Origin of the sequence: Pseudomonas syringae, assembly GCF_021605415.1 — a bacterium.
GTDB classification, from domain to species: domain Bacteria; phylum Pseudomonadota; class Gammaproteobacteria; order Pseudomonadales; family Pseudomonadaceae; genus Aquipseudomonas; species Aquipseudomonas syringae_S.
The window spans coordinates 1-23,557 of record NZ_WKEQ01000010.1 but is presented as its reverse complement, the minus strand read 5'-3'; the positions used below and the strand labels follow the sequence as shown (position 1 = coordinate 23,557).

Below are 23,557 nucleotides of genomic sequence, written 5' to 3'. Positions count from 1 at the left end.
TGATGTTGAAGGTAATGGCCTCTTCGCGAGCAGGCGCGCTCCCACAGGTTTCGGTGTTCCAACACAACAGCGGTGGCTTGCCATCGCTGTAACGATTAAAGATTTGCGGAGTACGTCATGGCCATCGCCGTTCCCCTGAACGAGGGCAACAGCCCCACCTTGAAGCAGAAGCTCAAGCGCGCCGAGCGGGTCAACCGCTGGAAGGCTCAGGCCTTGATCGCGCCACTGGTGCTGTTCCTGCTGTTGGTGTTCCTGGTGCCGATTGTGGCGCTGCTCTACAAAAGCGTCGGCAACCCGGAAGTGGTCGGCGGTATGCCGCGCACCGTGGCGGCTATCGCCAGTTGGGACGGCCGTGGCCTTCCCGCCGAACCGGTCTACAAGGCAGCCAGCGAAGACCTCGCCGAAGCCCGAAAAAACCAGACGCTGGGCGACCTGTCCAAGCGCTTGAACATGGAGTTGGCCGGCTACCGCAGCCTGCTGACCAAAACCGCCCGGGCGTTGCCATTCGCCAGCGAACCGGCCTCTTATAAAGAAGCGCTGGAAAACTTCGACGAACGCTGGGGCGATCCCGCCTATTGGCAGGCGGTGCGCCGCAACACCAGCAACATCACGCCTTACTACCTGTTGGCGGCGGTCGATCACCGCATCGACGATCTCGGCGAAGTGGCCCCGGCCACCCCGGATCAGGCGATCTACCTCGACATCTTCGCCCGCACCTTCTGGATGGGCCTGGTCATCACGGTGATCTGTCTGGTGCTGGCGTACCCGTTGGCGTATCTGCTGGCGAACCTGCCGTCGCGGCAAAGCAATCTGCTGATGATTCTGGTGCTGTTGCCGTTCTGGACGTCGATTCTGGTGCGCGTCGCGGCGTGGATCGTGCTCTTGCAATCGGGTGGCCTGATCAACAGCGGCTTGATGGCGATGGGCATCATCGATAAGCCGCTGGAACTGGTGTTCAACCGCACCGGCGTGTACATCTCGATGGTACACATTCTGTTGCCGTTCATGATTCTGCCGATCTACAGCGTGATGAAAGGCATCTCGCCGACCTACATGCGGGCCGCGATTTCCCTTGGCTGCCATCCGTTCGCAAGCTTCTGGCGCGTGTATTTCCCGCAGACCTACGCCGGTGTCGGCGCCGGTTGCCTGTTGGTGTTCATCCTCGCCATCGGCTACTACATCACTCCGGCGCTGCTGGGCAGCCCGAACGATCAAATGGTCAGCTACTTCGTCGCCTTCTACACCAACACCAGCATCAACTGGGGCATGGCTACCGCGCTGGGCGGATTGCTGCTGCTGGCGACTGTGGTGCTTTATCTGATTTACAGCTGGCTGGTGGGCGCCAGTCGCCTGCGCCTGAGCTGAGGGGAGATTCGAGATGCTGAGTCCTTACATGTCGCCCGTCGAACGGGTGTGGTTCTACAGCTTGCGGATTCTCTGCGGCCTGATTCTGTTGTTCCTGATCCTGCCGGTGCTGGTGATCATTCCGTTGTCGTTCAACTCGGGAAGTTTTTTGGTCTACCCGCTGCAAGGCTTCTCGCTGCAGTGGTATCACGACTTTTTCGCCTCGGCGGAATGGATGCGCGCCCTGAAGAACAGCATCATCGTCGCCCCGGCCGCGACCGTGCTGGCGATGATCTTCGGCACCCTGGCGGCCATCGGCCTGACCCGAGGCGACTTCCCCGGCAAGGCCTTGGTGATGGCACTGGTGATTTCGCCGATGGTGGTGCCGGTGGTGATCATCGGCGTCGCGAGTTACCTGTTCTTCGCGCCGTTGGGGCTGGGCAACAGCTTCTTCTCGTTGATTGTGGTGCACGCGGTGTTGGGCGTGCCGTTTGTGATCATTACCGTTTCGGCGACGTTGCAGGGTTTCAACCATAACCTCGTGCGCGCGGCGGCCAGCCTTGGCGCTTCGCCGTTGACCGCGTTTCGCCGGGTGACCTTGCCGTTGATTGCACCGGGCGTGATTTCCGGGGCGTTGTTCGCTTTTGCGACGTCGTTTGATGAGGTGGTGGTGACGCTGTTCCTCGCCGGCCCCGAGCAAGCGACCCTGCCACGGCAAATGTTCAGCGGGATTCGCGAAAACCTCAGTCCGACGATTGCGGCGGCTGCTACTTTGCTGATCGCCTTTTCCGTCATCCTGCTGCTGACTCTGGAATGGCTACGCGGTCGCAGTGAAAAACTGCGTACGGCTCAGGTTTAAGGGCCAGATCAAAAGCCACCCCCTCACCCCAGCCCTCTCCCCCAAGGGGGCGAGGGGAAAGGGAGCAGATCTTCGTGCTTTTCAAGGCCGGAGTTCGACCCGGTATTGCACGTCGGTGTATCCCCTCCATCCACCTCGGTCAGTCCCCTCTCCCTCGTGGAGAGGGCTAGGGTGAGGGGCTCTTGCTCTTGCCCTCAACGGGTCATTCATGACCTGAATGGCAGACAACCCGATTTCCCCAGCTAATCTTGTGCCCAGCCCCCACATCGATAAGAGGCTGCGCACGATGAGTCTTTCCTCGTTCAAAATCGCTCACAAACTGATCACCGGCGCCGGGGCCATCGAGCAGCTGGCAGCTGAGCTGACACGCCTGGACATCGACAACCCGTTGATCGTCACCGACGCAGCCCTGGTCGAGTCCGGCACGGTCGAGTTGGCGCTGGCGCAATTGGGCGGGCGCAGTTATCAGATTTTCGACCGTGTCCTGCCGGATCCAGAGATTGCCATCGTCGAAGACTGCATGAGCGTGTATCGCGAGGGCGGGCATGACGGTTTGATCGGTCTCGGTGGTGGCAGTGCCATCGACATCGCCAAAAGTGTTGCGGCGTATGCCGGTTATCACGGCGCGCTGGAAGACCTGTTCGGCGTCGACCAGGTGCCACGCAAAGGCCCGCCGCTGATCGCCATCCCGACCACCGCCGGCACCGGTTCGGAAGTGACCAACGTCGCGATCCTCTCCGACAAGGTTGCGCAACTGAAGAAAGGCATCGTCAGCGACTATCTATTACCCGACGTTGCGCTGGTCAGTCCGCAAATGACCCTGACCTGCCCGCGCAGCGTGACCGCCGCCAGTGGCGTCGATGCACTGGTGCACGCCATCGAATCCTATCTGTCGGTGAACGCCTCGCCGATCACCGACTCCCTAGCCATCGGTGCCATCAAGTTGATCGCCAAATCCTTGCCCAAGGCCTACGCCAACCCTTCCAACCTGCAAGCCCGGGAAGACATGGCCACCGCCAGCCTGATGGCCGGGATGGCATTCGGCAATGCAGGGGTCGGCGCGGTGCATGCGCTGGCGTATCCGTTGGGCGGGCGCTTCAACATTGCCCATGGCGTCAGCAATGCCTTGCTGCTGCCGTATGTCATGACCTGGAACAAGATGGCCTGCGTCGAGCGGATGCAGGATATTGCTGAAGCCATGGGCGTGAAGACCGCTCATCTGAGCGCCAGTGAAGCAGCAGACAAAGCGGTGCAGGCCATGACTGATTTGTGCGCGGCGGTGGAGATTCCCGCCGGGCTGCGCAGTTTCAATGTGCCTGAGGAGGCGATCCCGGCCATGGCGATAGAAGCGGCGGGGATCGAGCGTCTGATGCGCAACAACCCGCGCAAACTCAGTGCCGTGGACATCGAGAAGATCTACCGCGCGGCGTATTGAGCCGGTGCCGCTGATCGGTCATGGCATAACCCAATCATCGCGGTCACGGTGCGCGCGTCAAAGCATGAGGTATACAATGCGCGCCATCGTGATTTAGCTCAGAAAAGGTGCGTCATGCAGCCCTTCGTAATTGCTCCGTCGATCCTCTCCGCCGACTTCGCCCGCCTCGGCGAGGAAGTGGACAACGTCCTTGCCGCCGGCGCCGACTTCGTCCACTTCGACGTCATGGACAACCACTACGTACCCAACCTGACCATCGGCCCGATGGTTTGCGCGGCGCTGCGCAAGTACGGCGTTACCGCGCCGATCGATGCACATTTGATGGTCAGCCCGGTGGATCGCATCGTTGGCGACTTTATCGAGGCCGGCGCGACGTACATCACCTTCCACCCGGAAGCCACGCTGCACGTCGACCGCTCGCTGCAACTGATCCGCGAGGGCGGCTGCAAGTCAGGCCTGGTGTTCAACCCGGCGACCCCGCTGGACGTGCTCAAGTACGTGATCGACAAGGTCGACATGGTCTTGCTGATGAGCGTCAACCCGGGCTTCGGCGGGCAGAAGTTCATTCCCGGCACCCTCGACAAGCTGCGTGAAGCGCGGGCGATCATCGATGCCTCGGGCCGTGACATTCGCCTGGAAATCGACGGCGGCGTCAACGTCAACAACATCCGTGAAATCGCGGCGGCCGGTGCTGACACCTTTGTTGCCGGCTCGGCGATCTTCAATGCACCGAATTATCAGGAAGTCATCGACAAGATGCGCTCCGAACTGGCGCTGACGCGCCCATGAGCGGCTTCGAGCAGCTGTTCGCCGGAGGTCTGCCACGGTTGGTGATGTTCGATCTGGATGGCACATTGGTCGATTCGGTTCCTGACCTGGCAGCGGCGGTGGACACCATGCTGCTTACCCTCGGCCGCGAGCCTGCGGGCCTTGAGTCCGTGCGCTTGTGGGTCGGTAACGGCGCGCCGACATTGGTGCGCCGCGCATTGGCCGGCGATCTTGACCATTCGGCCGTCGATGACGCCGAGGCCGAATACGCGCTGGAGATTTTCATGGACGCCTACGGTGGCAGCCATGAACTGACCGTGGTCTATCCCGGCGTGCGCGACACCCTCAAATGGCTGCACAAGCAGGGCGTGGCAATGGCGCTGATCACCAACAAGCCGGAGCGTTTCGTCGCGCCGCTGCTGGATCAGATGAAGATCGGCCGCTACTTCAAGTGGATCATCGGCGGCGATACCTTGCCGCAGAAGAAACCGGATCCGGCGGCGCTGTTTTTCGTGATGAAGATGTCCGGCGTGCCGGCCTCGAAGTCGTTGTTCGTCGGCGATTCGCGCAGCGACGTGCTGGCGGCGAAAGCGGCGGGGGTCAAGTGTGTGGCGTTGAGCTACGGCTATAACCATGGCCGGCCGATCGCCGAGGAATCCCCGGCGCTGGTGATCGACGATATGCGCATGTTAATTCCCGGTTGCCTGGATCTGAACGGTGGGATAACGTTGCCCGACGCTGTTCAACCCCCTTCTGGAAACGCCATCGTGGTGGTCACCCGCAAACTCTGGATGAAAGTCATCAAGGCCCTGGCCCGCTGGCGTTGGCGCGCCTGACTTGTTCCTGGCCGGTCCTCCGGCGCGTTTGCACACCTGACTGATATAACCTCAGACCACGAGGCACCTCATGATCCGCGAAGAATTCCTGCGTTTGGCCGCCGATGGCTACAACCGCATCCCCTTGGCCTGCGAAACCCTGGCCGACTTTGACACCCCGTTGTCGATCTACCTGAAGCTGGCCGACCAGCCCAACTCCTATTTGCTCGAATCGGTGCAGGGTGGCGAGAAATGGGGCCGTTACTCGATCATCGGCCTGCCGTGCCGCACCGTGATGCGCGTTCACGACCATCACGTCAGCATCACCGTCGATGGCGTCGAGACTGAAAGCTATGACGTTGAAGACCCGCTGGCCTTCGTCGAAGACTTCAAGGCGCGCTACAGCGTGCCGACCATCGCCGGTTTGCCGCGTTTCAACGGTGGCCTGGTCGGTTACTTCGGTTATGACTGCGTGCGTTATGTGGAGAAGCGTCTGGGCAAATGCCCGAACCCGGATCCGCTGGGCGTGCCGGACATTCTGTTGATGGTGTCCGACGCGGTGGTGGTGTTCGACAACCTCGCCGGCAAGATGCACGCGATTGTCCTGGCCGACCCGACCCAGGCCGATGCTTACGAGCAAGGTCAGGCGCGGTTGCAGGCATTGTTGGAGCAACTGCGCCAGCCGATCACCCCGCGCCGAGGCCTGGACTTCAGCAAGCAGCCATCGGCCGACCCGGTATTCCGCTCCAGTTTCACTCAGGACGATTACGAAAAAGCCGTCGACACCATCAAGGAATACATCCTTGCCGGTGACTGCATGCAGGTCGTGCCGTCGCAACGTATGTCGATCGACTTCAAGGCTGCACCGATCGACCTGTACCGGGCGTTGCGTTGCTTCAACCCGACGCCGTACATGTACTTCTTCAACTTCGGCGACTTCCACGTCGTTGGCAGTTCGCCGGAAGTGCTGGTGAGGGTTGAAGACAACCTGATCACCGTCCGCCCGATTGCCGGCACCCGTCCGCGTGGTGCGACGGAAGAAGCGGATCTGGCGCTGGAAGAAGACCTGCTGTCCGACGACAAGGAGATCGCCGAGCACTTGATGCTGATCGACCTCGGGCGCAACGACACCGGGCGCGTCTCGGAAATCGGCTCGGTGAAACTCACCGAGAAAATGGTCATCGAGCGTTATTCCAACGTGATGCACATCGTCTCCAACGTCACCGGCCATTTGAAAGAAGGGCTGACGGCGATGGACGCACTGCGGGCGATTCTGCCGGCGGGCACCTTGTCCGGCGCGCCGAAGATTCGTGCGATGGAAATCATCGACGAACTGGAACCGGTCAAGCGCGGCGTTTATGGCGGGGCGGTCGGTTACTTCGCCTGGAACGGCAACATGGACACCGCCATCGCGATCCGTACGGCGGTAATCAAGAACGGCGAACTGCACGTGCAGGCCGGTGGCGGTATCGTCGCCGACTCGGTGCCGGCGCTGGAATGGGAAGAAACCCTGAACAAGCGCCGCGCGATGTTCCGCGCCGTCGCCCTGGCCGAACAAACCCCGGACTGACGCAAACCCTTGTAGGCGCGAGCCTGCTCGCGATAGCGATTTAACATTCAGCGGATCACTTGGCTGACCATCGCCATCGCGAACAGGCTCGCTTCTGCATTGGATTTCTGTACAGCCATAAAAAAACGGCGCCTTTGAGGGCGCCGCTTTTTTACCTCTGCACATCCCCTTGTAGGCGCTGCCGAAGGCTCGGGCCGCGTTCGGACGGTCTTTTGATCTCAAACCTTAAAAATCCAACACCACCCCGACATTCACCCCCTGCTGGGTAAAGTCATCATCCTTGCGAAACGTGTAACCGCCGCGCAACGCCAGATCCGCCGTGAGCTTGTGGCTCACGCCCAGACTCAACCGGTTCAGATGACTCTGCGGCGTGTAGCCCTCAAGAGTGAAGTCGTTCGCCGGCAGGCTGTTGAGCGCGATGTTGACCTTCTGCACGTCATCTTCATATTCACGTTCGTGGGCGTATTCACCAAACACCTGGGTTTGCGGCGTGATGTTGTACTTGCCCTGCAATCCGATTCCGAGGCGTTTTGAATCACGGGTCTGGTCATCGAACGTCAGCGCCGTGGCACGGTTGCTGTTTTCCGAATAGCCATCGACATCGACGCTGGCGTAGTCGGCGCTGACGAACGGCGACAGGTGCCATTCGCTGCCCGGCTGGGCAATGTCGTAACCGAGCCGCGTGCTGAAGGCCCAGAGGCTGCCGTCAGTGTCGCCTTTCTCGGCACCCTCACTGGCGCCCAGATCAAATTTGCGTTTGAGGTTGTCGTAGTCGAGCTTGCCGCCGGTCAACGACGCATCGGCCCACCAGCGATTCTGCTGGAACTGGGCAAACGCCGTGGCGAGATAGCTGTTGAGCTTGTAGTCCGAATCGTTATGGCCCGCTTCCATGGTCTGACGGTAAAAGCCCGCCGCCACGCCCACCCGCCAGGCCTCGTTAAGGCGATAGCTGCCGCCGACATTGAGGCTGTAACCGCTGCCGTCGGCGCTCGCACCGCTGCTTTGGCTGTCGAAGTCCAGATGCTGGCCGCCACCGGCGACAATCGCGCGCCACTGGCCGACCGCTTGCCAGCTCTCCCAATCCGCCTGCCACTGGCTGCGCAATTCATCCTGATGCGCGCGCAACGTGGCGTGGGCCATCTCCGGCAGCAGGGTCAGTTCCCACGGTGCTGCGAGCAGGGAATAAGCGTAATCGGAGATCAGTTTTTGCCCGGATTCGGTCGGGTGCACCCCATCGTTGTAGATCAGCTTGGTCGGATCCGGCGTGGCGCTGTTGATGCCGTAACGAGCGTTTTCCGTGCAACCGTTGCCGCTGAAGCAGGTGGCCGTCAGGTTCTGATCGGTCGCGAGGCCGAAGCGCCCCGGATCGGCGAAGGTTTCCTGCAGCAACAACGGAATATTCAGCGGGATAATTTGCGCATTGATGCCTTGCAGGCGCGAGACCAGTTGCGTGTTGAATTGGCTGCTGAGCTGACTGCTCACCGCTTGCAGCGGGCTGCCATTAAGCGCCGGGGTCAGGCCGACATCGGGCAGCAGCCAGACCATGACGTATTTGGCACCGGCGGTTTGCAGCACCTGGACGCTGTTGGCCAGGCGGTCGGCTGCTGCATTGGCCTGATCGAGGCTTAAAACGCGACCTTGCAGGAAGTCGTTGCCACCACCGGATAAGTAATAAAGCGCGTTCGGATCGGCGCGAAAGCCGTTCGATGGCAGGTAGCCCGCACGGGTGCGTTCACCGGTTGCCGATTCGCGGGTGATCGAATCGAGAATCTGGTCGGTTCGATAGCCGCCGACCGCCCAGTTGTTGCCATCGGGCAAGCCTTGATCGGCGCGTACGGCGGACGTCGACGCGGCGGTTTGATCGGGGCTGAAACCCAGCCGTCCGCCAAGCAGTTGTGTGGAGTTCAGCGAAAAGAACTCGCCGCTGCCGTCCTGATAGACCGGGCCGGTGCGGTTGGTGAAGCGTTGTGTCGCCCCGGCCGGGCCGCCAGAGTCGCTGAAGGTGCCGGCGTCGTTCAGGCTGTCACCGAAGACGACGAAACTGGAGTAGGGATTGGGCGCCGCCATCGCCTGAGCGCAGGCCATGGCGAGCAAGCATCCGGCAAGCGGTACAAACAACGTCTGTTTGATCATGAGCAAGTCCGTTTATTTATTGTTGTTGTGAACGAAACGACAGTACCAAAAACTTTCGGCCCTTTGCCATCGGTCGTGTGTTACCCCGCAGATTCGCCAACCTCAGCGTTCGTCATATTGCACGGCCCGCCCAGCTAAGTTACTGTGCCGAGACGTATAAATGAGACCTTCCCCGTGTTGATCGTCAGCAAACTTCTGGATCAAGTCATCAAGGCACACGCCCGCTGGCGTTGGCGCGCCTGAATCTTTTCTGCCGGCCCCGCCGGATCTGTATCGCTTTGCCTTCCTTGCCTGTCTGAAATGCCGCTTTGCCGACGCCACTTCTGCGTCCGACATCGTGCAGCGCCCTGCGGGCAAGTCGTTTGAAGGCTGTCACCCAGTCAGAATTCAAGAGGTTCGAAACGCCATGTTGCTGATGATCGACAACTACGACTCCTTTACTTACAACGTTGTGCAATACCTCGGCGAATTGGGTGCCGAGGTCAAAGTCGTGCGCAACGATGAACTCACGATTGCCGACATCGAAGCGCTCAATCCCGAGCGCATTGTTGTATCCCCAGGTCCCTGCACCCCGACCGAAGCCGGAATCTCCATCGAAGCGATCAAGCACTTTGCCGGCAAACTGCCGATCCTCGGCGTTTGCCTGGGCCACCAATCCATCGGCCAAGCCTTTGGTGGCGATGTGGTTCGCGCCCGCCAGGTGATGCACGGTAAGACTAGCCCGGTATTCCACGAGGACAAGGGCGTTTTCGACGGTCTCAACCATCCGTTGACCGTCACCCGTTATCACTCGCTGATCGTCAAGAACGACACACTGCCCGATTGCCTCGAACTGACCGCATGGACTCAGCACGACGACGGCACTGTGGATGAAATCATGGGCCTGCGGCACAAGACCCTGAACATCGAAGGTGTGCAGTTCCACCCCGAGTCGATCCTCACTGAACAGGGCCATGAACTGTTTGCCAACTTCCTCAAACAAACCGGCGGCACGCGCTAAGGACTTTGCATGAACATCAAGACAGCCCTGAGCCGTATCGTCGAACACCTCGACCTCAGCACCGATGAAATGAGCGACGTGATGCGCGAGATCATGACCGGCCAATGCACTGAAGCGCAGGTCGGTGCGTTCATGATGGCCATGCGCATGAAAAGCGAGAGCATCGACGAAATCGTCGGCGCGGTATCGGTGATGCGAGAGCTGGCGGACAAGGTCGAGCTCAAGACCCTTGAAGGCGTGGTCGATGTCGTCGGCACCGGCGGTGACGGCGCGAACATTTTCAACGTGTCGACGGCGTCCTCGTTCGTCGTCGCGGCGGCCGGTTGCACCGTGGCCAAGCATGGCAACCGTGCGGTATCGGGCAAGAGCGGCAGCGCCGACCTGCTGGAAGCGGCCGGCATCTACCTGAACCTGACGCCGGTGCAGGTTGCACGTTGCATCGACAACGTCGGCATCGGCTTCATGTTTGCTCAGACCCATCATAAAGCGATGAAGTACGCCGCCGGCCCACGCCGCGATCTCGGCCTGCGCACGCTGTTCAACATGCTCGGCCCGCTTACGAATCCGGCCGGTGTGAAGCATCAGGTGGTGGGTGTATTCACTCCAGCGCTGTGTCGGCCACTGGCCGAAGTGTTGCAGCGTCTGGGCAGTAAACATGTACTGGTGGTGCATTCCAAGGACGGTCTGGACGAGTTCAGTCTCGCGGCGCCGACCTTCGTGGCCGAGCTGAAAAATGACCAGATCACCGAGTATTGGGTCGAGCCGGAAGATCTCGGCATGAAAAGCCAGAGCCTGCATGGTCTTTCGGTCGATGGCCCGGAAGCCTCGCTGGCGCTGATCCGCGATGCGCTTGGCAAGCGCAAAACCGAAAACGGCCAGAAAGCCGCCGAAATGATCGTGCTCAACGCCGGCGCTGCGCTGTACGCCGCCGACGTCGCCAGCAGTTTGAAACAAGGCGTGGAGCTTGCGCACGACGCGCTGCACACCGGCCTCGCTCGGGAAAAACTCGAGGAGCTGGGTGCCTTTACCGCGGTATTCAAAGTGGAGAATGAGGGATGAGTGTACCGACGGTTCTGGAAAACATTCTGGCGCGCAAAGTTCAGGAAATCGCCGAGCGTAGCGCTCGCGTGAGCCTGAGTGAGCTGGAAAGTCTGGCCAAGGCGGCCGATGCACCACGAGGTTTTGCCCAGGCATTGCTGGCGCAGGCGAAGAAGAAGCAACCGGCGGTGATCGCCGAGATCAAGAAGGCGTCGCCGAGCAAAGGCGTAATCCGCGAAAACTTCGTGCCGGCGGACATCGCCAAGAGCTACGAGAAGGGCGGGGCAACTTGCCTGTCGGTGTTGACCGACATCGACTACTTCCAGGGCGCCGATGTTTATCTGCAACAGGCTCGCGCGGCGTGCCAGTTGCCGGTGATCCGCAAGGACTTCATGATCGATCCGTACCAGATCGTCGAAGCCCGTGCATTGGGCGCCGACTGCGTATTGCTGATTGTCTCCGCGCTCGACGACGTGAAGATGGCCGAGCTGGCTTCCGTGGCCAAAGGTGTCGGCCTCGATGTGTTGGTAGAAGTGCACGACGGCGACGAACTGGAGCGCGCGTTGAAGACCCTCGACACGCCGCTGGTCGGCGTCAACAACCGCAACCTGCACACCTTTGAAGTCAGCCTGGAAAACACCCTTGATCTGCTGCCGCGCATTCCGCGCGACCGCTTGGTGATTACCGAGAGCGGTATCCTCAACCGCGCCGATGTCGAGCTGATGGAAATCAGCGATGTGTATGCGTTCCTGGTCGGCGAAGCGTTCATGCGCGCGGAAAGCCCGGGTATCGAATTGCAGCGCCTGTTCTTCCCTGAGCGCGGTACGGCGGTGAGTGGTTCGACACTCGACTGAAATTTGATAAACCGAGTCGTTCCCTTCGCGAGCAAGCCCGCTCCCACATGAGATTGCATTCCATTGTGGGAGCGGGCTTGCTCGCGAAGGCACCCTTGAATCCGCTAAAGATTTCAAGCTTCTTGGAGTTCCTCATGTCACTGCCAACCCCCCTCACCATCGAAGCCGGCCTGCAAGCCGAACAGGACTTGCTCGCTCATGTCTGCGCAGGCAACGCCGAATTCGGTCTTCTATTTTGGCAACCGAGCGATCAGGCCTTGGTCATGCCGCGCCGCTTGAACCGTCTACCCGATTTCGAACACGCCTGCGAAGTCTCCGCTGCCGCCGGGTGGCCGGTGTTGTTGCGCGAAACCGGCGGCGAGCCAGTGCCGCAGTCGGCTTCGACGATCAACATCGCACTGGTCTATGCGCCGCCACGCAGCGAGGGTGATTTGAATCGCATCGAAACCGGTTACCGGCGCTTGTGCGATCCGATCTGTGAGCTGTTGGATGAATTGGGTGGCACGGCTTCGTTGGGCGAGATCGACGGGGCGTTTTGCGACGGTCGCTTCAACGTCAACCTCGACGGCCGCAAGATGGTCGGCACTGCCCAGCGCTGGCGCCAGAGTCAGGGTGGTCAGCGACCGGTGGGACTGGTACACGGTGCAATGCTGGTGGATAACGATCGCGAGTCAATGGTAGCGGCGGTCAATCGCTTCAATAAAACCTGTGGCCTGGAGCAGCGAGTGCGCGCCGAAAGCCACATTGCCCTGCATGAAAAATTTGCCGCACCGCATGCCGTGGCGCGTCTGGATGAGTTATTTCGGCTGATGCTGGCGCAGATCTACAGCGCCTGAGTTTCGTGCTCAGCGCGTGCCGAAGACCACCATCGTCTTGCCTTTTACATCGACCAGGTTGCGCTCTTCCAGATCCTTGAGCACGCGACCGACCATCTCCCGCGAGCACCCGACAATCCGCCCGATCTCCTGACGGGTCACCTTGATCTGCATGCCGTCGGGGTGAGTCATGGCGTCCGGTTGTTTACACAACTCCAGCAGGCAACGCGCGACACGACCGGTGACGTCGAAGAACGCCAAGTCGCCGACCTTGCGCGTGGTATTGCGCAGACGTTGTGCGATTTGTCCGCTGAGCACGTAAAGAATGTCTGGATCCTGCTGGGACAATTCGCGGAATTTTGCGTAGCTGATTTCCGCAACTTCACACTCGACCTTGGTTCGCACCCAGGCGCTGCGTACCTGTTCTTGCCCGGCCTGTTCGAACAGACCCAGTTCACCGAAGAAATCACCGGCATTGAGGTACGCGATGATCATCTCGCGCCCGTCGTCATCCTCAATCAGGATGGTGACCGATCCCTTGATAATGAAATACAACGTGTCCGAACGGTCGCCGGCGCAGATGATGTTGCTCTTGGCCGCATGGCGACGGCGCTGGCAATGCATCAACAGTTTGTCGAGGTTCTTGATTTTGGGTGTGGGGGCAAGACCAGCCATGGTTGTATCCCGAAAAGACTGCACGGTTATATTTGATTTTGTAAGAGGCGCTAAAGAGGGGCGCGACACAAGCTGGCCAGGCGCCAGCGAATTGGCGCCAGCTTAACAGACACTTCCTTTGTTAATTCGAGAAATTACCTACGCTAGTGGAACTTCCGTCCTACGAAGCTTGTGCCTGTCTGTAACGGGCCCTGTGCTAAGCTGGCGACCCTTTTTTCTACAGTGGAGTCTTGGCGATGAAGGCACGCATCCAATGGGCTGGCGAAGCCATGTTCCTCGGCGAATCCGGTAGCGGTCATGTCGTGGTCATGGACGGCCCGCCGGACGCCGGCGGTCGTAACCTGGGTGTCCGTCCGATGGAAATGCTCCTGCTGGGCGTCGGCGGTTGCAGTAACTTCGACGTGGTCAGCATTCTGAAGAAGTCGCGTCAGGCCGTTGAGAGCTGCGAAGCCTTTCTTGAAGCCGAACGTGCGAGCGAAGACCCGAAAGTGTTCACCAAGATCCACATGCATTTTGTGGTCAAGGGCCGTAGCCTGAAAGAAGCTCAGGTCAAGCGTGCCATCGAACTGTCCGCCGAGAAATATTGCTCGGCCTCGATCATGCTCGGCGCGGCTGGCGTGGCAATCACCCACGACTACGAAATCATCGAACTCGGTTGAATCGACATTCAACTATCATAAAAGCAGTGCAGACTCTGGCGATCCCACGCCGACGTCTGCATAATGCGCCACTTTTTTCAGGGCAGTGATCGGTCAGCCGATGGGTCATCCGCCTGAACAGACAACCAAAATCGCCATCGCGAAGAGGTGTTAACCGTCCTACGCAGGTGCGTTGTTCGCATTTGACGGGCATGCTTGATCACGCGGCCGCGCCGCATACATAGAGAGTTTTTAACGGTGAAAAGCAAACTCAAGCTCCACGGGTTCAATAACCTGACAAAGACCTTGAGCTTCAACATCTATGACATCTGCTACGCGGAAACCCCGCAAGACCAGCAGGCTTACGTCGAGTACATCAATCAAGAGTACAACGCGAAACGCCTGACGCAGATTCTCACGGAAGTTGTCGAGATCATTGGTGCCAACATCCTGAACATTGCCAGTCAGGACTATGAACCTCAGGGCGCCAGCGTCACGATTCTGATTTCTGAAGAGCCGGTAACCCCGACTGAAAGCCAGATCGAAGAGTCGCCGGGCCCGTTGCCCGAAATCATCCTGGCCCACCTCGACAAGAGCCACATCACGGTGCACACCTATCCGGAAATCCATCCGGACGACGGTATTGCAACGTTTCGTGTGGACATCGATGTATCGACCTGTGGCGTTATCTCACCGCTCAAAGCGCTCAACTTTCTGATTCACCAGTTCGATTCGGACATCGTGACAGTGGATTATCGAGTGCGCGGCTTTACCCGTGACGTTGAAGGCAAAAAGCACTTCATCGACCACGAGATCAACTCGATCCAGAACTACCTGTCCGAAGACACTCGCGACGCGTATCAGATGACCGACGTGAACGTGTACCAGGAAAACCTGTTCCACACCAAAATGCTGCTGAAGAACTTCGAACTGGATAACTACCTGTTCGGCGACGCCACCAGCAATCTGTCCCCTGAGCAACGCAAGCAGGTGACCGAGCGTGTGAAGCACGAAATGCTGGAAATCTTCTACGCGCGCAACATGCCGACGTAAGATCTTCGAGCACAAAAAAGGCGACCTCAGGTCGCCTTTTTCATGTCCACCACAACCCCCTGTAGGAGTGAGCCTGCTCAAAAGCATCAGATTCGATAAGTACTCTTGGTCATCACCTTCGCCAACAAACTCATCCCGAATTTTACCGGTGCCGGAAAACGGAACCCGCCGGCATCCAGCGCACTTTCCGCATGATGTTCTTCATCAATGCGCATCTGCTCCAGAATCGCCCGGGACTTTTCGTCCTCGGCCGGCAATTGCTCCAGGTGTTCGTTCAGGTGTTTGCACACTTGGTGTTCGGTGGCGGCGACAAAACCCAGGCTGACCTTGTCGCTGATCAGGCCGGCAACGGCGCCGATCCCGAACGACATGCCATAGAACAAGGGGTTGAGCACGCTGGTGTGGCTGCCCAACTGATGGATGCGCTGCTCGCACCAGACCAGATGATCAATTTCTTCTTCAGCGGCATGTTCCATGGCCGCGCGCACCTGCGGAAGCTTGGCGGTAAGCGCCTGGCCCTGATAAAGCGCCTGGGCACAGACTTCGCCGGTATGGTTGATGCGCATCAGGCCGGCCACATGGCGGGTCTCTTCATCGCTCATTTGCACTTCGGGCTGCACGATGGCCGGGGACGGACGGTACGGCTGGCCACTGAATGGCAGTAAGGTACGCATTGCGGCATCGGCTTGCAGCAGAAGACGATCAATCGGCGAGTAGTGACGTTGGGTAGTCATGCTGACCTCCGGAGGAATCTCGGCGGCCAGTTTAACCCAATCGGCCGGGTAAGGTTTGCGCCGGGTCATCGTACGCGATGCTCCTGCATGGTCGGGTTTCAGCCCGGTGGCCAGTTCATCTGGCGTTGACCGAGTACGTGCATATGAATGTGGTAAACGGTTTGACCGCCCAATTCATTGCAATTCATCACCACGCGGAAGCCTTCTTCACAACCCAGCTCAAGCGCCAGACGCTGAGCGGTGAACAAAATGTGCCCGGCTAGGGCTTTGTCTTCCTCGGTCAGGTCATTGAGGGTGCGTACCGCTTTTTTCGGGATGACCAGAAAATGCACCGGTGCCTGTGGGGCAATATCGTGGAAGGCCAGAACCTGGTCGTCTTCGTAAATGATCTTTGCCGGGATTTCCCGGTTGATGATCTTGGTGAACAGAGTATCCACAGCTGTTTTCTCCGTTGTTAACTGAATTCATTGGGCGCGCTGCCCGTGGATTTTAACGTGGGCAATACGCCTTGTTGACCATGCCGACGATGGTGCGATTGAGCCAGCGGGAACCGAAGCGCGGCAGGAAGGCAAGCCAGCGGTTGCGGCGTCCCGGAATGATGATCGCGCGGTTTTTATCCAAAGCACGAACGGTGTACAGCGCGACTTCCTCTGGGCTCATCAACAGATTGCTGGCGGTGAGTTTGTCACTGTTCAACTGCGCCGTACGGAAAAACTCGGTGCGGGTCGGTCCGGGACAGAGCACCGAGACCTTGACCGCGCATTTTTTCAGCTCTACCCGCAGCGCTTCCGAGAAGTGCAACACATAGGCTTTGCTGGCGTAATAAGTGCTCATCCACGGCCCGGGATTGAACGCCGCCACGGACGCGACGTTGAGAATCTGTCCGCCGCCCTGCAGCGCCATGCTGTTACCGATGGCATGACACAGGCGGGTAAGGGCGAGGATATTCACTTCGATCAGATCCTGCTCGGTCATCCAGTCTTGCGCGAGAAACGGGCCGCAGGTGCCAATGCCGGCGCAATTGACTAACAGGTCGATCTGCCGGTCGCCTTCTTCCAGCTCCAGCAGAAAACCGGACAAGCGCAGCGGCTCGCCGAGGTCGCAGGCGCGAAATAACACCTCAACGCCGAAGCGCTGGGTCAATTCGATTGCAATGCTTTCCAGCTGATCACGCTGTCGGGCCACCAATATCAGGCTGCGGCCGCGCCGGGCCAGCGCTTCGGCCATGGCCAGGCCAATGCCGCTGGATGCGCCGGTGATCAGTGCGTAACGGGTCATGCAGTTCTCCATCGCAACAGCTCCGCGCCGGCGACGCGGTTGTCACGGCATGGAGCGCTGTTCATTCTTTCGCAGAGTCTACAGGGGGCCGGGCCTCTTCGGCTGCATCGCTTTGCGAATTCGAGGGTGCTTCGAGCTCGACGTCAACTTCGTCGGTGATCACGGAGCCACTGTCATAGCTGGTTTCCATGTTGCTTTTGTACTCCTGCTGGATCGCCCGGATTCCGCCAAGCAACGCGCCGACGAACATCAATGCGATGAACACAATCCATAACGACGACAGTACTTTCACTGCCGTGCTGTTTGGCGGCGGTGGCGGGCCGTAACGGTTGGCGGTTGCGTTGCCTGGTATGCACATGATGACCAGCGGAAAGAAACTGCCAACGAGGGGCACGAACGTCAGCAACCAGAGCCAGCCCGACCAGCCGATATCGTGCAAGCGTTGCACGAAAATGAAGATGCTGGCGACAAAGAACCCAAGGCCCAGAAAGAGGGCGATGAGGCCGCCGACGATCAGTCCGGTCGTGGAGTCGCCGCTGACCAGGCCCAGTGCGATCAGGGCAAAGATGCCAATGATCGGCAGGCTTACAAGGGTGAGCACCATCGTCCAGGCCAGATAGCGCAGGCGACCGATGCGGCCTTCAATGCCGAAGGGTTTGAGCGTGGAGAACTCCGCGAGTTTTTCGCCAACCGGCGCTTGGGGCGGGGCGTAGGGCGAAGCGGTTTGCGCGACGGCGCTGTAGGGAACGTCGGGCGCGTGGTCATGTACGTCCGACAGATTCAGTTCGATCGCGGTTTCCGACTCGATTCGCGGCTCGATGCCGGTTTTTTGCAGCGCTTGAAGATAGGTTTGTGCGTCCGAATGCGACAGCTCGCGTTTCAGGGCAACCGGGCGACCAGTGAACAGGCGCTCAATAGCGGCCACATCGCTTTTGAACAGATCGGCGAGATTGAGTTTGGCTGTGGTGATATCGACGCCGGGCTGCAGCGCCCCGTCGAAAACGATCTTGTAGCGGGGTTCACTCATGGCCGAGGCATCCTTGTCGCGAGAAATTGAAGTACATGCAGGCCAATCTTGATTCGACTGGCCTGTGTTTCAGCGCGGCCAGCGATTCGGCAGTTGCGCGGCGCGCTGCAGTGCCTGGCGGTATTCGGCATCAAGACGCGCGATCAACTGATCCACGCTTGGCAAATCATCGATCTGACCGACGCCTTGCCCGGCCGACCACACGGTCTTCCAGGCTTTGGCTTCATCGCTGATCGGTTTGAGTTTGTCACCAAAATTCACTTCGCCCTTGCCTTGCATTGCCGCGAGGTCGAAACCGGCGGCTTCGAGACTCTGGCGCATGAAGCTGGCCGGAACACCGGACACGGCAGGAGTATGAATGATGTCCGCCGCTTTGGCTGTCAGCAGCATCTCTTTGTAGGCGTCGGGTGCATGACTTTCGGTGGTGCCGATAAATCGTGTGCCTAAGTAGGCCAAATCCGCACCTAGCACTTGCGCGGCAAGAATCTCGTGGCCATGGTTCAAACATCCTGCAAGCAACAGGGTTTTATCGAAGAACTCGCGGATTTCCGCAATCAATGAAAACGGGCTCCATGTACCTGCATGCCCGCCCGCTCCGGCGGCGACCGCGATCAAGCCATCGACGCCAGCCTCGGCAGCTTTTTCGGCGTGGCGTCGAGTGGTTACGTCGTGAAACACCAGGCCGCCATAGCTGTGCACGGCGTCGACCAATTCTTTCACTGCGCCGAGGCTGGTGATGACAATCGGCACCTTGTGTTCGACGCAAATGTTCAGATCCGCCTGCAGGCGCGGATTGCTGTTGTGAACGATGAGGTTCACCGCGTAAGGCGCCGGGTTGTCCAGCGTCGCCAGGCCCGCTTCGATCTGTTCCAGCCAGGCTTTGAAGCCGCTGCTTTCGCGCTGGTTCAAGGCCGGAAAGCTGCCGACCACGCCATTACGGCAGCAGGCCAGCACCAGTTCGGGGTTGGAGATCAGGAACATCGGCGCGGCCACCACGGGCAAACGCAGACATTGTTCGAGCAGAGCGGGCAGCGACATTGGAAGTACCCCAATTGTTGTGGTTATTGAAGTCAGAACGGCTTGACCACGACCAGAATTACGATAGCCAGCAATAACAGAACCGGCACTTCATTGAACCAGCGATAAAAGACATGGCTGCGGGTGTTCTCGCCACGCGCGAAGCGTTTTACCTGCGCGCCGCACATATGGTGGTAGCCGATCAGCAAAACTACCAACGTCAGTTTGGCGTGTATCCAGGCGCCTTGGCTGAAGATGCTCGGGTTGAGATAGATCAGCCAGCCGCCGAAGATCAGCGTGGCAATCATCGCCGGGCCCATGATGCCGCGATACAGCTTGCGCTCCATGACGCTGAAGCGTTCCTTGCTGATCGCATCTTCACTTTGAGCGTGATAAACGAACAGACGCGGCAGGTAGAACAGCCCGGCAAACCAGCAGACGATGCTGACGATATGAAGCGCTTTGATCCATAGATAGAGCATTTTTGGTTATTCCCTCATTCACGGTGACTCGAATAGTAGAGGCTTGAGCATCCGCGCGTCACCTTGACGGTTGTCGCAGGCGCGTGCGGCCCCTATTATCGACGGCTTCCAGTGGGTTCGTTGAGGGCAGGTTTATGGTCAAGGTCGGTATCGTCGGCGGCACGGGTTACACCGGTGTCGAACTGCTGCGTCTGTTGGCACAGCATCCGCAAGCAGAAGTGGTTGTGATCACTTCGCGATCCGAGGCTGGCCTGCCTGTGGCCGACATGTATCCAAACCTGCGCGGCCATTACGATGGTCTGGCGTTCAGCGTGCCGGACATCAAAACGCTTGGGGCCTGCGATGTGGTGTTTTTTGCCACGCCTCACGGGGTTGCTCACGCGTTGGCCGGTGAACTGCTGGCGGCCGGCACCAAAGTCATCGACCTGTCAGCGGATTTCCGTTTGCAGGACGCCGATGAGTGGGCCAAGTGGTATGGCCAGCCGCATGGCGCGCCAGAGTTACTGGACGAAGCGGTTTACGGCTTGCCGGAAGTCAATCGTGAGCAAATCAAAAAGGCTCGCCTGATTGCAGTGCCGGGTTGCTATCCAACCGCCACGCAACTGGGTTTTCTGCCATTGCTTGAAGCGGGTCTGGCCGATGCTGCGCATCTGATTGCCGATTGTAAGTCCGGTGTCAGCGGCGCAGGTCGTGGCGCTGCCGTAGGTTCGCTTTACGCCGAGACGTCGGAAAGCATGAAGGCCTATGCGGTGAAGGGGCACCGTCATTTACCGGAAATTCGCCAAGGCCTGCGTCGCGCGGCGGGCAAGGATGTCGGTCTGACCTTCGTGCCACACCTGACGCCAATGATTCGTGGCATTCACTCCACGTTATACGCGACGGTAGTTGATCGTTCGGTCGACCTGCAGGCGTTGTTCGAAAAACGTTATGCCGATGAACCGTTCGTCGACGTGATGCCGGCGGGCAGCCATCCGGAAACCCGTAGCGTGCGCGGCGCCAACGTCTGCCGAATTGCCGTTCATCGTCCTCAGGACGGCGATCTGGTGGTGGTGTTGTCGGTCATCGACAATCTGGTCAAAGGCGCGTCGGGTCAGGCGGTTCAGAACATGAACATCCTGTTCGGCCTGGACGAGCGCGCAGGCTTGTCACACGCCGGCATGTTGCCTTAAAGGCAGTTACGAGCTTCAAGCTTTGAGCCGCAAGCTTGAAGCTTAAGGCTCGACGCTAGCTGCTGCTTCTCTTCTAATAGTTGACCAATTTTCTAGGAGAAGCGGATAATGCGCGTCATCACGCATTATGGCGGCGTAACGCCGGGAGATAGTCAGCATGAGCGTCGAATCCTTCACCCCCACGGCTTTGCAATTCACCCACGGTGCCGCGCACAAGGTGAAGAGCCTGGTCGATGAAGAGGGGAATGATCGCTTGAAGCTGCGCGTATTCGTTACGGGCGGCGGTTGTTCAGGGTTTCAGTACGGTTTCACCTTCGATGAAGATGTTGCCGAAGACGACACCATCGTCGAGCGCGAAGGTGTGAGTCTGGTGGTTGATCCGATGAGCTTCCAGTACCTGGCAGGTGCCGAGGTGGATTATCAGGAAGGTCTGGAAGGTTCGCGTTTCGTGATCAAGAATCCGAACGCCACGACCACCTGTGGTTGCGGGTCGTCGTTCTCGATCTGATCGTACTTTCGCCACACAGCAAAACGCCGCAGAGCCTTAGGGGGCTGCGGCGTTTTGCTGTGTGGAATTTAAACGTTGGCGATCAAGCCGGATAGATCGCGCCCAATATGCGTAGGCCCTTGGCGCCGGTAACGCTGGGGCGGTTGGCAGCGATGCCTTCGAGGCAGCAATGTGCGAGCCAGGCGAAGGCCATGGCTTCGACCCAGTCCGGATCGACGCCGTGAGTCGCGGTGCTGCTGACGGTTGTGTTCGGCAACAGATCGGCCAGGCGTTGCATGAGGGTGGTGTTATGCGCGCCGCCGCCGCAGATCAGCAACTTCTGCGTATCGGATTGAGCGCTCTGTAGCGATTCGACGATGGTCTGGGCCGTCAGCTCTAGTAGCGTTGCCTGCACGTTTTCTGCGGCGAAGGGGGGCAGACCGGAGAGGTGTTTCTCCAGCCAGGGCAGGTTAAAGACTTCCCTGCCCGTACTTTTTGGGCCTTTGGTCACGAAGAACGGATCGCTCAGCAGCGCCTTCAGCAGGGCGGGCTCAATTCTGCCGCTGCCCGCCCACTGGCCATTACGGTCGTAGTTTTCACCGCGCTGCTGTTGGATCCAGGCATCCATCAGAACATTCCCTGGGCCGCAGTCGAAACCGGCTACAGGTTTGTTCGGCTCGATCAGGCTCAGGTTGCTGAAACCACCAACATTCAATACTGCACTGTTGCCGTTTCGCTCCTCGAACAGGGCTTCATGGAATGCCGGAACCAGTGGTGCACCTTGTCCACCGGCGGCGACGTCACGACTGCGAAAATCACTGACAACGGTGATGCCAGTCAACTCAGTCAGCAGGGCGGGGTTGCCGATCTGCACGGTGAAGCCGCGCGCCGGCTCATGCCGAATGGTCTGGCCATGGCTGCCGATCGCTCGAATGTCTTCTGGCTTGAGTCGCTGCTGGCCGAGGAGGGTGTGAATGCCCTGAGCGGCGAGTTTCACCCAAATCTGCTGGGCGATGGCTGAGCGGGCAATCTCGTCAGGGCCGCTGGCGCACAAGCCAAGTAGCTCGGCGCGCAGGGAGTCAGGCATGGGAATGTAGTGCGTGGCGACCAGTCTGATCGCCGAGGTTTGCTCGATCAGCGCGATATCCAGGCCATCGAGACTGGTTCCCGACATCACACCGATATACAGGGCCATGGCTTAACGCTTGCTCGAAGCCAGCATGGTGGCTTTTTCCTGATCCATGCGCGCCATCAGCGGTTGGCTTTGGGCCATGAAACGAGCGCGCTCTGCCTTGGCAATCGGGTCGGCCATCGGCAACTTCTGCCCCAGCGGATCGACGTGAACACCATTGACCTGGAATTCATAGTGCAGATGCGGACCAGTGGAGAGGCCGGTCGTGCCGATGTAACCGATCACCTGGCCTTGCTTGACGCTGCCGCCGGTCTTCACGCCCTTGGCGAAACCTTGCATGTGCCCGTACAGCGTGCGGTAGGTGTTGCCGTGCTGAATGATTACGGTGTTGCCATAGCCGCCACGGCGACCGGCCAACAATACCTTGCCGTCGCCGGCAGCCTTGATCGGGGTGCCGCGCGGGGCGGCGTAATCGACGCCTTTGTGGGCGCGGATCTTGTTGAGGATCGGGTGTTTGCGACCCATGGAGAACTTCGAGCTGATGCGGGCGAAATCCACCGGGGTACGAATGAAGGCTTTGCGCATGCTGTTGCCGTCAGCGGTGTAGTAGCTGCTGTTGCCTTGTTTGTTGGTATAGCGAACGGCGGTGTACGTTTTACCACGGTTGGTAAAACGAGCCGAAAGAATCGGGCCGGTGCCTACCGCTTTGCCGTTGACTACTTTCTGTTCATAGATAACGTCGAATTCGTCGCCCTGGCGGATGTCTTGAGCGAAGTCGATGTCATAGCCGAAGACGCTGGCCATATCCATTGTCATGCTGTGGGACAGGCCCGCGCGGGCAGCCGATTGCGACAGCGAGCTATTGATTACGCCATGAACGTAGGCGGTGCGAACGGTTGGTTTCGCGATAACGCGGTTAAATGCGTAGCCCTTGTCGTTCTTGGTCAGGGTGATGGTTTCGAGGTCACTGACTTTGCTGTGCAGGCTGGTCAGCTGGCCTTCGGTGTTCAATTCGAATTCGAGCTTCTGGCCGCGCTTGAGTTGGCTGAACTGCTTGGCCTGTTTGTCGCTGGACAGCACGTCATGCAACGCGCTGGCGGGCAAGCCGACCTTTTCAAAAAGCGTCGAAAGCGTGTCACCTTTGGCGACGATCACTTCCCTGTGGCTTGGCGCCTTGTTTTCTTCGGGCGTTGATATTGGCGCGGGCGCGGCTTGCGCAGTCTCCGGGCTTTCT

Annotated in this window: 24 protein-coding genes; 14 read left to right on the top strand and 10 right to left on the bottom strand. The window is 59.2% G+C overall.

Annotated elements, in window-relative coordinates; translation table 11 throughout:
* The first annotated feature begins 117 nt into the window (after positions 1 to 117).
* The 6 genes from GIW69_RS09350 to trpE all read left to right on the top strand — a co-directional run bounded on the left by GIW69_RS09350 (position 118) and on the right by trpE (position 6,791).
* Positions 118 to 1,365: an ABC transporter permease gene (locus GIW69_RS09350; RefSeq protein ID WP_236481971.1), complete on the top strand. Its 1,248-nt coding sequence runs from the start codon at positions 118 to 120 to the stop codon at positions 1,363 to 1,365.
* Positions 1,366 to 1,378: 13 nt separating this feature from the next.
* Positions 1,379 to 2,203 (top strand): ABC transporter permease, encoded by an 825-nt coding sequence (locus tag GIW69_RS09345; RefSeq protein WP_053124376.1) that lies wholly within the window; start codon positions 1,379 to 1,381, stop codon positions 2,201 to 2,203.
* Positions 2,204 to 2,489: 286 nt separating this feature from the next.
* Positions 2,490 to 3,638: an iron-containing alcohol dehydrogenase gene (locus tag GIW69_RS09340; protein WP_236481969.1), complete on the top strand. Its 1,149-nt coding sequence runs from the start codon at positions 2,490 to 2,492 to the stop codon at positions 3,636 to 3,638.
* A 114-nt stretch (positions 3,639 to 3,752) separates the two neighbouring features.
* Positions 3,753 to 4,427: a ribulose-phosphate 3-epimerase gene (gene rpe / locus GIW69_RS09335; protein ID WP_042561371.1), complete on the top strand. Its 675-nt coding sequence runs from the start codon at positions 3,753 to 3,755 to the stop codon at positions 4,425 to 4,427.
* A complete protein-coding gene (locus GIW69_RS09330; RefSeq protein WP_236481968.1) occupies positions 4,424 to 5,242 on the top strand; it encodes a phosphoglycolate phosphatase in 819 nt (272 codons plus the stop codon). Before rpe ends, GIW69_RS09330 begins: the two co-directional genes overlap by 4 nt.
* A 70-nt stretch (positions 5,243 to 5,312) precedes the next feature.
* A complete protein-coding gene (gene trpE / locus GIW69_RS09325) occupies positions 5,313 to 6,791 on the top strand; it encodes an anthranilate synthase component I (RefSeq protein WP_236481966.1) in 1,479 nt (492 codons plus the stop codon).
* Positions 6,792 to 7,016: 225 nt separating this feature from the next.
* On the opposite strand, the gene estP is transcribed toward trpE, so the two are convergent.
* Positions 7,017 to 8,924: an esterase EstP gene (estP, locus tag GIW69_RS09320; protein WP_236481964.1), complete on the bottom strand. Its 1,908-nt coding sequence runs from the start codon at positions 8,922 to 8,924 to the stop codon at positions 7,017 to 7,019.
* A 406-nt stretch (positions 8,925 to 9,330) separates the two neighbouring features.
* On the opposite strand from estP, the gene GIW69_RS09315 reads away from it, so the two are divergent.
* The 4 genes from GIW69_RS09315 (at position 9,331) to GIW69_RS09300 (ending at position 12,652) form a co-directional block, all read left to right on the top strand.
* Complete coding sequence (locus GIW69_RS09315; RefSeq protein WP_236481963.1) at positions 9,331 to 9,924, top strand: aminodeoxychorismate/anthranilate synthase component II; 594 nt, start codon at positions 9,331 to 9,333, stop codon at positions 9,922 to 9,924.
* A gap of 9 nt (positions 9,925 to 9,933) precedes the next feature.
* A complete protein-coding gene (trpD, locus tag GIW69_RS09310; RefSeq protein WP_236481961.1) occupies positions 9,934 to 10,983 on the top strand; it encodes an anthranilate phosphoribosyltransferase in 1,050 nt (349 codons plus the stop codon).
* The gene (gene trpC / locus GIW69_RS09305; RefSeq protein WP_236481960.1) at positions 10,980 to 11,816 is read left to right on the top strand and encodes an indole-3-glycerol phosphate synthase TrpC; all 837 of its coding nucleotides are present in this window, start codon (positions 10,980 to 10,982) and stop codon (positions 11,814 to 11,816) included. Before trpD ends, trpC begins: the two co-directional genes overlap by 4 nt.
* Positions 11,817 to 11,950: 134 nt before the next feature.
* Positions 11,951 to 12,652 carry a lipoyl protein ligase domain-containing protein gene (locus tag GIW69_RS09300; RefSeq protein ID WP_236481958.1) on the top strand — a complete coding sequence of 234 codons (702 nt, stop codon included), beginning with the start codon at positions 11,951 to 11,953 and terminating at the stop codon, positions 12,650 to 12,652.
* A gap of 9 nt (positions 12,653 to 12,661) precedes the next feature.
* On the opposite strand, the gene crp is transcribed toward GIW69_RS09300, so the two are convergent.
* A complete protein-coding gene (gene crp / locus GIW69_RS09295) occupies positions 12,662 to 13,306 on the bottom strand; it encodes a cAMP-activated global transcriptional regulator CRP (protein ID WP_236481956.1) in 645 nt (214 codons plus the stop codon).
* Positions 13,307 to 13,542: 236 nt separating this feature from the next.
* Between crp and GIW69_RS09290 the strand changes: the two genes are divergently transcribed.
* Together GIW69_RS09290 and speD are read left to right on the top strand one after the other, a co-directional pair.
* Complete coding sequence (locus GIW69_RS09290; RefSeq protein WP_236481954.1) at positions 13,543 to 13,965, top strand: OsmC family protein; 423 nt, start codon at positions 13,543 to 13,545, stop codon at positions 13,963 to 13,965.
* Between the two features lie 237 nt (positions 13,966 to 14,202).
* Positions 14,203 to 14,997 carry an adenosylmethionine decarboxylase gene (speD, locus tag GIW69_RS09285; RefSeq protein WP_236481952.1) on the top strand — a complete coding sequence of 265 codons (795 nt, stop codon included), beginning with the start codon at positions 14,203 to 14,205 and terminating at the stop codon, positions 14,995 to 14,997.
* A gap of 86 nt (positions 14,998 to 15,083) precedes the next feature.
* Here speD and coq7 read toward each other — a convergent pair whose 3' ends face one another.
* From coq7 to hemJ, 6 genes are all read right to left on the bottom strand, one after another.
* Positions 15,084 to 15,731: a 2-polyprenyl-3-methyl-6-methoxy-1,4-benzoquinone monooxygenase gene (gene coq7 / locus GIW69_RS09280; protein WP_236482189.1), complete on the bottom strand. Its 648-nt coding sequence runs from the start codon at positions 15,729 to 15,731 to the stop codon at positions 15,084 to 15,086.
* Positions 15,732 to 15,829: 98 nt separating this feature from the next.
* Complete coding sequence (locus GIW69_RS09275) at positions 15,830 to 16,168, bottom strand: histidine triad nucleotide-binding protein (RefSeq protein ID WP_236481950.1); 339 nt, start codon at positions 16,166 to 16,168, stop codon at positions 15,830 to 15,832.
* A 52-nt stretch (positions 16,169 to 16,220) separates the two neighbouring features.
* On the bottom strand, positions 16,221 to 17,009 hold the full coding sequence (locus tag GIW69_RS09270; protein ID WP_236481948.1) for an SDR family NAD(P)-dependent oxidoreductase: 789 nt from the start codon (positions 17,007 to 17,009) through the stop codon (positions 16,221 to 16,223).
* A 61-nt stretch (positions 17,010 to 17,070) separates the two neighbouring features.
* Positions 17,071 to 18,036, bottom strand: coding sequence for a DUF805 domain-containing protein (locus GIW69_RS09265; RefSeq protein WP_236481947.1), 966 nt, complete (start codon positions 18,034 to 18,036; stop codon positions 17,071 to 17,073).
* Between the two features lie 69 nt (positions 18,037 to 18,105).
* A complete protein-coding gene (locus tag GIW69_RS09260; RefSeq protein ID WP_236481944.1) occupies positions 18,106 to 19,074 on the bottom strand; it encodes an NAD(P)H-dependent flavin oxidoreductase in 969 nt (322 codons plus the stop codon).
* Between the two features lie 32 nt (positions 19,075 to 19,106).
* Positions 19,107 to 19,535 carry a protoporphyrinogen oxidase HemJ gene (hemJ, locus tag GIW69_RS09255; RefSeq protein ID WP_236481943.1) on the bottom strand — a complete coding sequence of 143 codons (429 nt, stop codon included), beginning with the start codon at positions 19,533 to 19,535 and terminating at the stop codon, positions 19,107 to 19,109.
* Positions 19,536 to 19,669: 134 nt separating this feature from the next.
* Between hemJ and argC the strand changes: the two genes are divergently transcribed.
* The gene (gene argC / locus GIW69_RS09250; RefSeq protein WP_236481941.1) at positions 19,670 to 20,704 is read left to right on the top strand and encodes an N-acetyl-gamma-glutamyl-phosphate reductase; all 1,035 of its coding nucleotides are present in this window, start codon (positions 19,670 to 19,672) and stop codon (positions 20,702 to 20,704) included.
* A 157-nt stretch (positions 20,705 to 20,861) separates the two neighbouring features.
* Positions 20,862 to 21,212: an iron-sulfur cluster insertion protein ErpA gene (erpA, locus tag GIW69_RS09245; RefSeq protein WP_008077999.1), complete on the top strand. Its 351-nt coding sequence runs from the start codon at positions 20,862 to 20,864 to the stop codon at positions 21,210 to 21,212.
* Between the two features lie 82 nt (positions 21,213 to 21,294).
* Here erpA and GIW69_RS09240 read toward each other — a convergent pair whose 3' ends face one another.
* Both GIW69_RS09240 and GIW69_RS09235 read right to left on the bottom strand, forming a co-directional pair.
* Positions 21,295 to 22,386 (bottom strand): anhydro-N-acetylmuramic acid kinase, encoded by a 1,092-nt coding sequence (locus GIW69_RS09240; RefSeq protein ID WP_236481939.1) that lies wholly within the window; start codon positions 22,384 to 22,386, stop codon positions 21,295 to 21,297.
* 3 nt (positions 22,387 to 22,389) lie between these two features.
* Positions 22,390 to 23,557: peptidoglycan DD-metalloendopeptidase family protein (locus GIW69_RS09235; protein WP_236481937.1), on the bottom strand; the 1,168-nt coding region annotated here is incomplete at its 5' end.

Bases quoted from the DNA above. Each gene is read 5' to 3' on its own strand.
- GIW69_RS09350 (WP_236481971.1), top strand. From the start codon at position 118: ATGGCCATCGCCGTTCCCCTGAACGAGGGCAACAGCCCCACCTTGAAG.
- GIW69_RS09345 (WP_053124376.1), top strand. From the start codon at position 1,379: ATGCTGAGTCCTTACATGTCGCCCGTCGAACGGGTGTGGTTCTACAGC.
- GIW69_RS09340 (WP_236481969.1), top strand. From the start codon at position 2,490: ATGAGTCTTTCCTCGTTCAAAATCGCTCACAAACTGATCACCGGCGCC.
- rpe (WP_042561371.1), top strand. From the start codon at position 3,753: ATGCAGCCCTTCGTAATTGCTCCGTCGATCCTCTCCGCCGACTTCGCC.
- GIW69_RS09330 (WP_236481968.1), top strand. From the start codon at position 4,424: ATGAGCGGCTTCGAGCAGCTGTTCGCCGGAGGTCTGCCACGGTTGGTG.
- trpE (WP_236481966.1), top strand. From the start codon at position 5,313: ATGATCCGCGAAGAATTCCTGCGTTTGGCCGCCGATGGCTACAACCGC.
- estP (WP_236481964.1), bottom strand. From the start codon at position 8,924: ATGATCAAACAGACGTTGTTTGTACCGCTTGCCGGATGCTTGCTCGCC.
- GIW69_RS09315 (WP_236481963.1), top strand. From the start codon at position 9,331: ATGTTGCTGATGATCGACAACTACGACTCCTTTACTTACAACGTTGTG.
- trpD (WP_236481961.1), top strand. From the start codon at position 9,934: ATGAACATCAAGACAGCCCTGAGCCGTATCGTCGAACACCTCGACCTC.
- trpC (WP_236481960.1), top strand. From the start codon at position 10,980: ATGAGTGTACCGACGGTTCTGGAAAACATTCTGGCGCGCAAAGTTCAG.
- GIW69_RS09300 (WP_236481958.1), top strand. From the start codon at position 11,951: ATGTCACTGCCAACCCCCCTCACCATCGAAGCCGGCCTGCAAGCCGAA.
- crp (WP_236481956.1), bottom strand. From the start codon at position 13,306: ATGGCTGGTCTTGCCCCCACACCCAAAATCAAGAACCTCGACAAACTG.
- GIW69_RS09290 (WP_236481954.1), top strand. From the start codon at position 13,543: ATGAAGGCACGCATCCAATGGGCTGGCGAAGCCATGTTCCTCGGCGAA.
- coq7 (WP_236482189.1), bottom strand. From the start codon at position 15,731: ATGACTACCCAACGTCACTACTCGCCGATTGATCGTCTTCTGCTGCAA.
- GIW69_RS09270 (WP_236481948.1), bottom strand. From the start codon at position 17,009: ATGACCCGTTACGCACTGATCACCGGCGCATCCAGCGGCATTGGCCTG.
- GIW69_RS09265 (WP_236481947.1), bottom strand. From the start codon at position 18,036: ATGAGTGAACCCCGCTACAAGATCGTTTTCGACGGGGCGCTGCAGCCC.
- GIW69_RS09260 (WP_236481944.1), bottom strand. From the start codon at position 19,074: ATGTCGCTGCCCGCTCTGCTCGAACAATGTCTGCGTTTGCCCGTGGTG.
- hemJ (WP_236481943.1), bottom strand. From the start codon at position 19,535: ATGCTCTATCTATGGATCAAAGCGCTTCATATCGTCAGCATCGTCTGC.
- argC (WP_236481941.1), top strand. From the start codon at position 19,670: ATGGTCAAGGTCGGTATCGTCGGCGGCACGGGTTACACCGGTGTCGAA.
- erpA (WP_008077999.1), top strand. From the start codon at position 20,862: ATGAGCGTCGAATCCTTCACCCCCACGGCTTTGCAATTCACCCACGGT.
- GIW69_RS09240 (WP_236481939.1), bottom strand. From the start codon at position 22,386: ATGGCCCTGTATATCGGTGTGATGTCGGGAACCAGTCTCGATGGCCTG.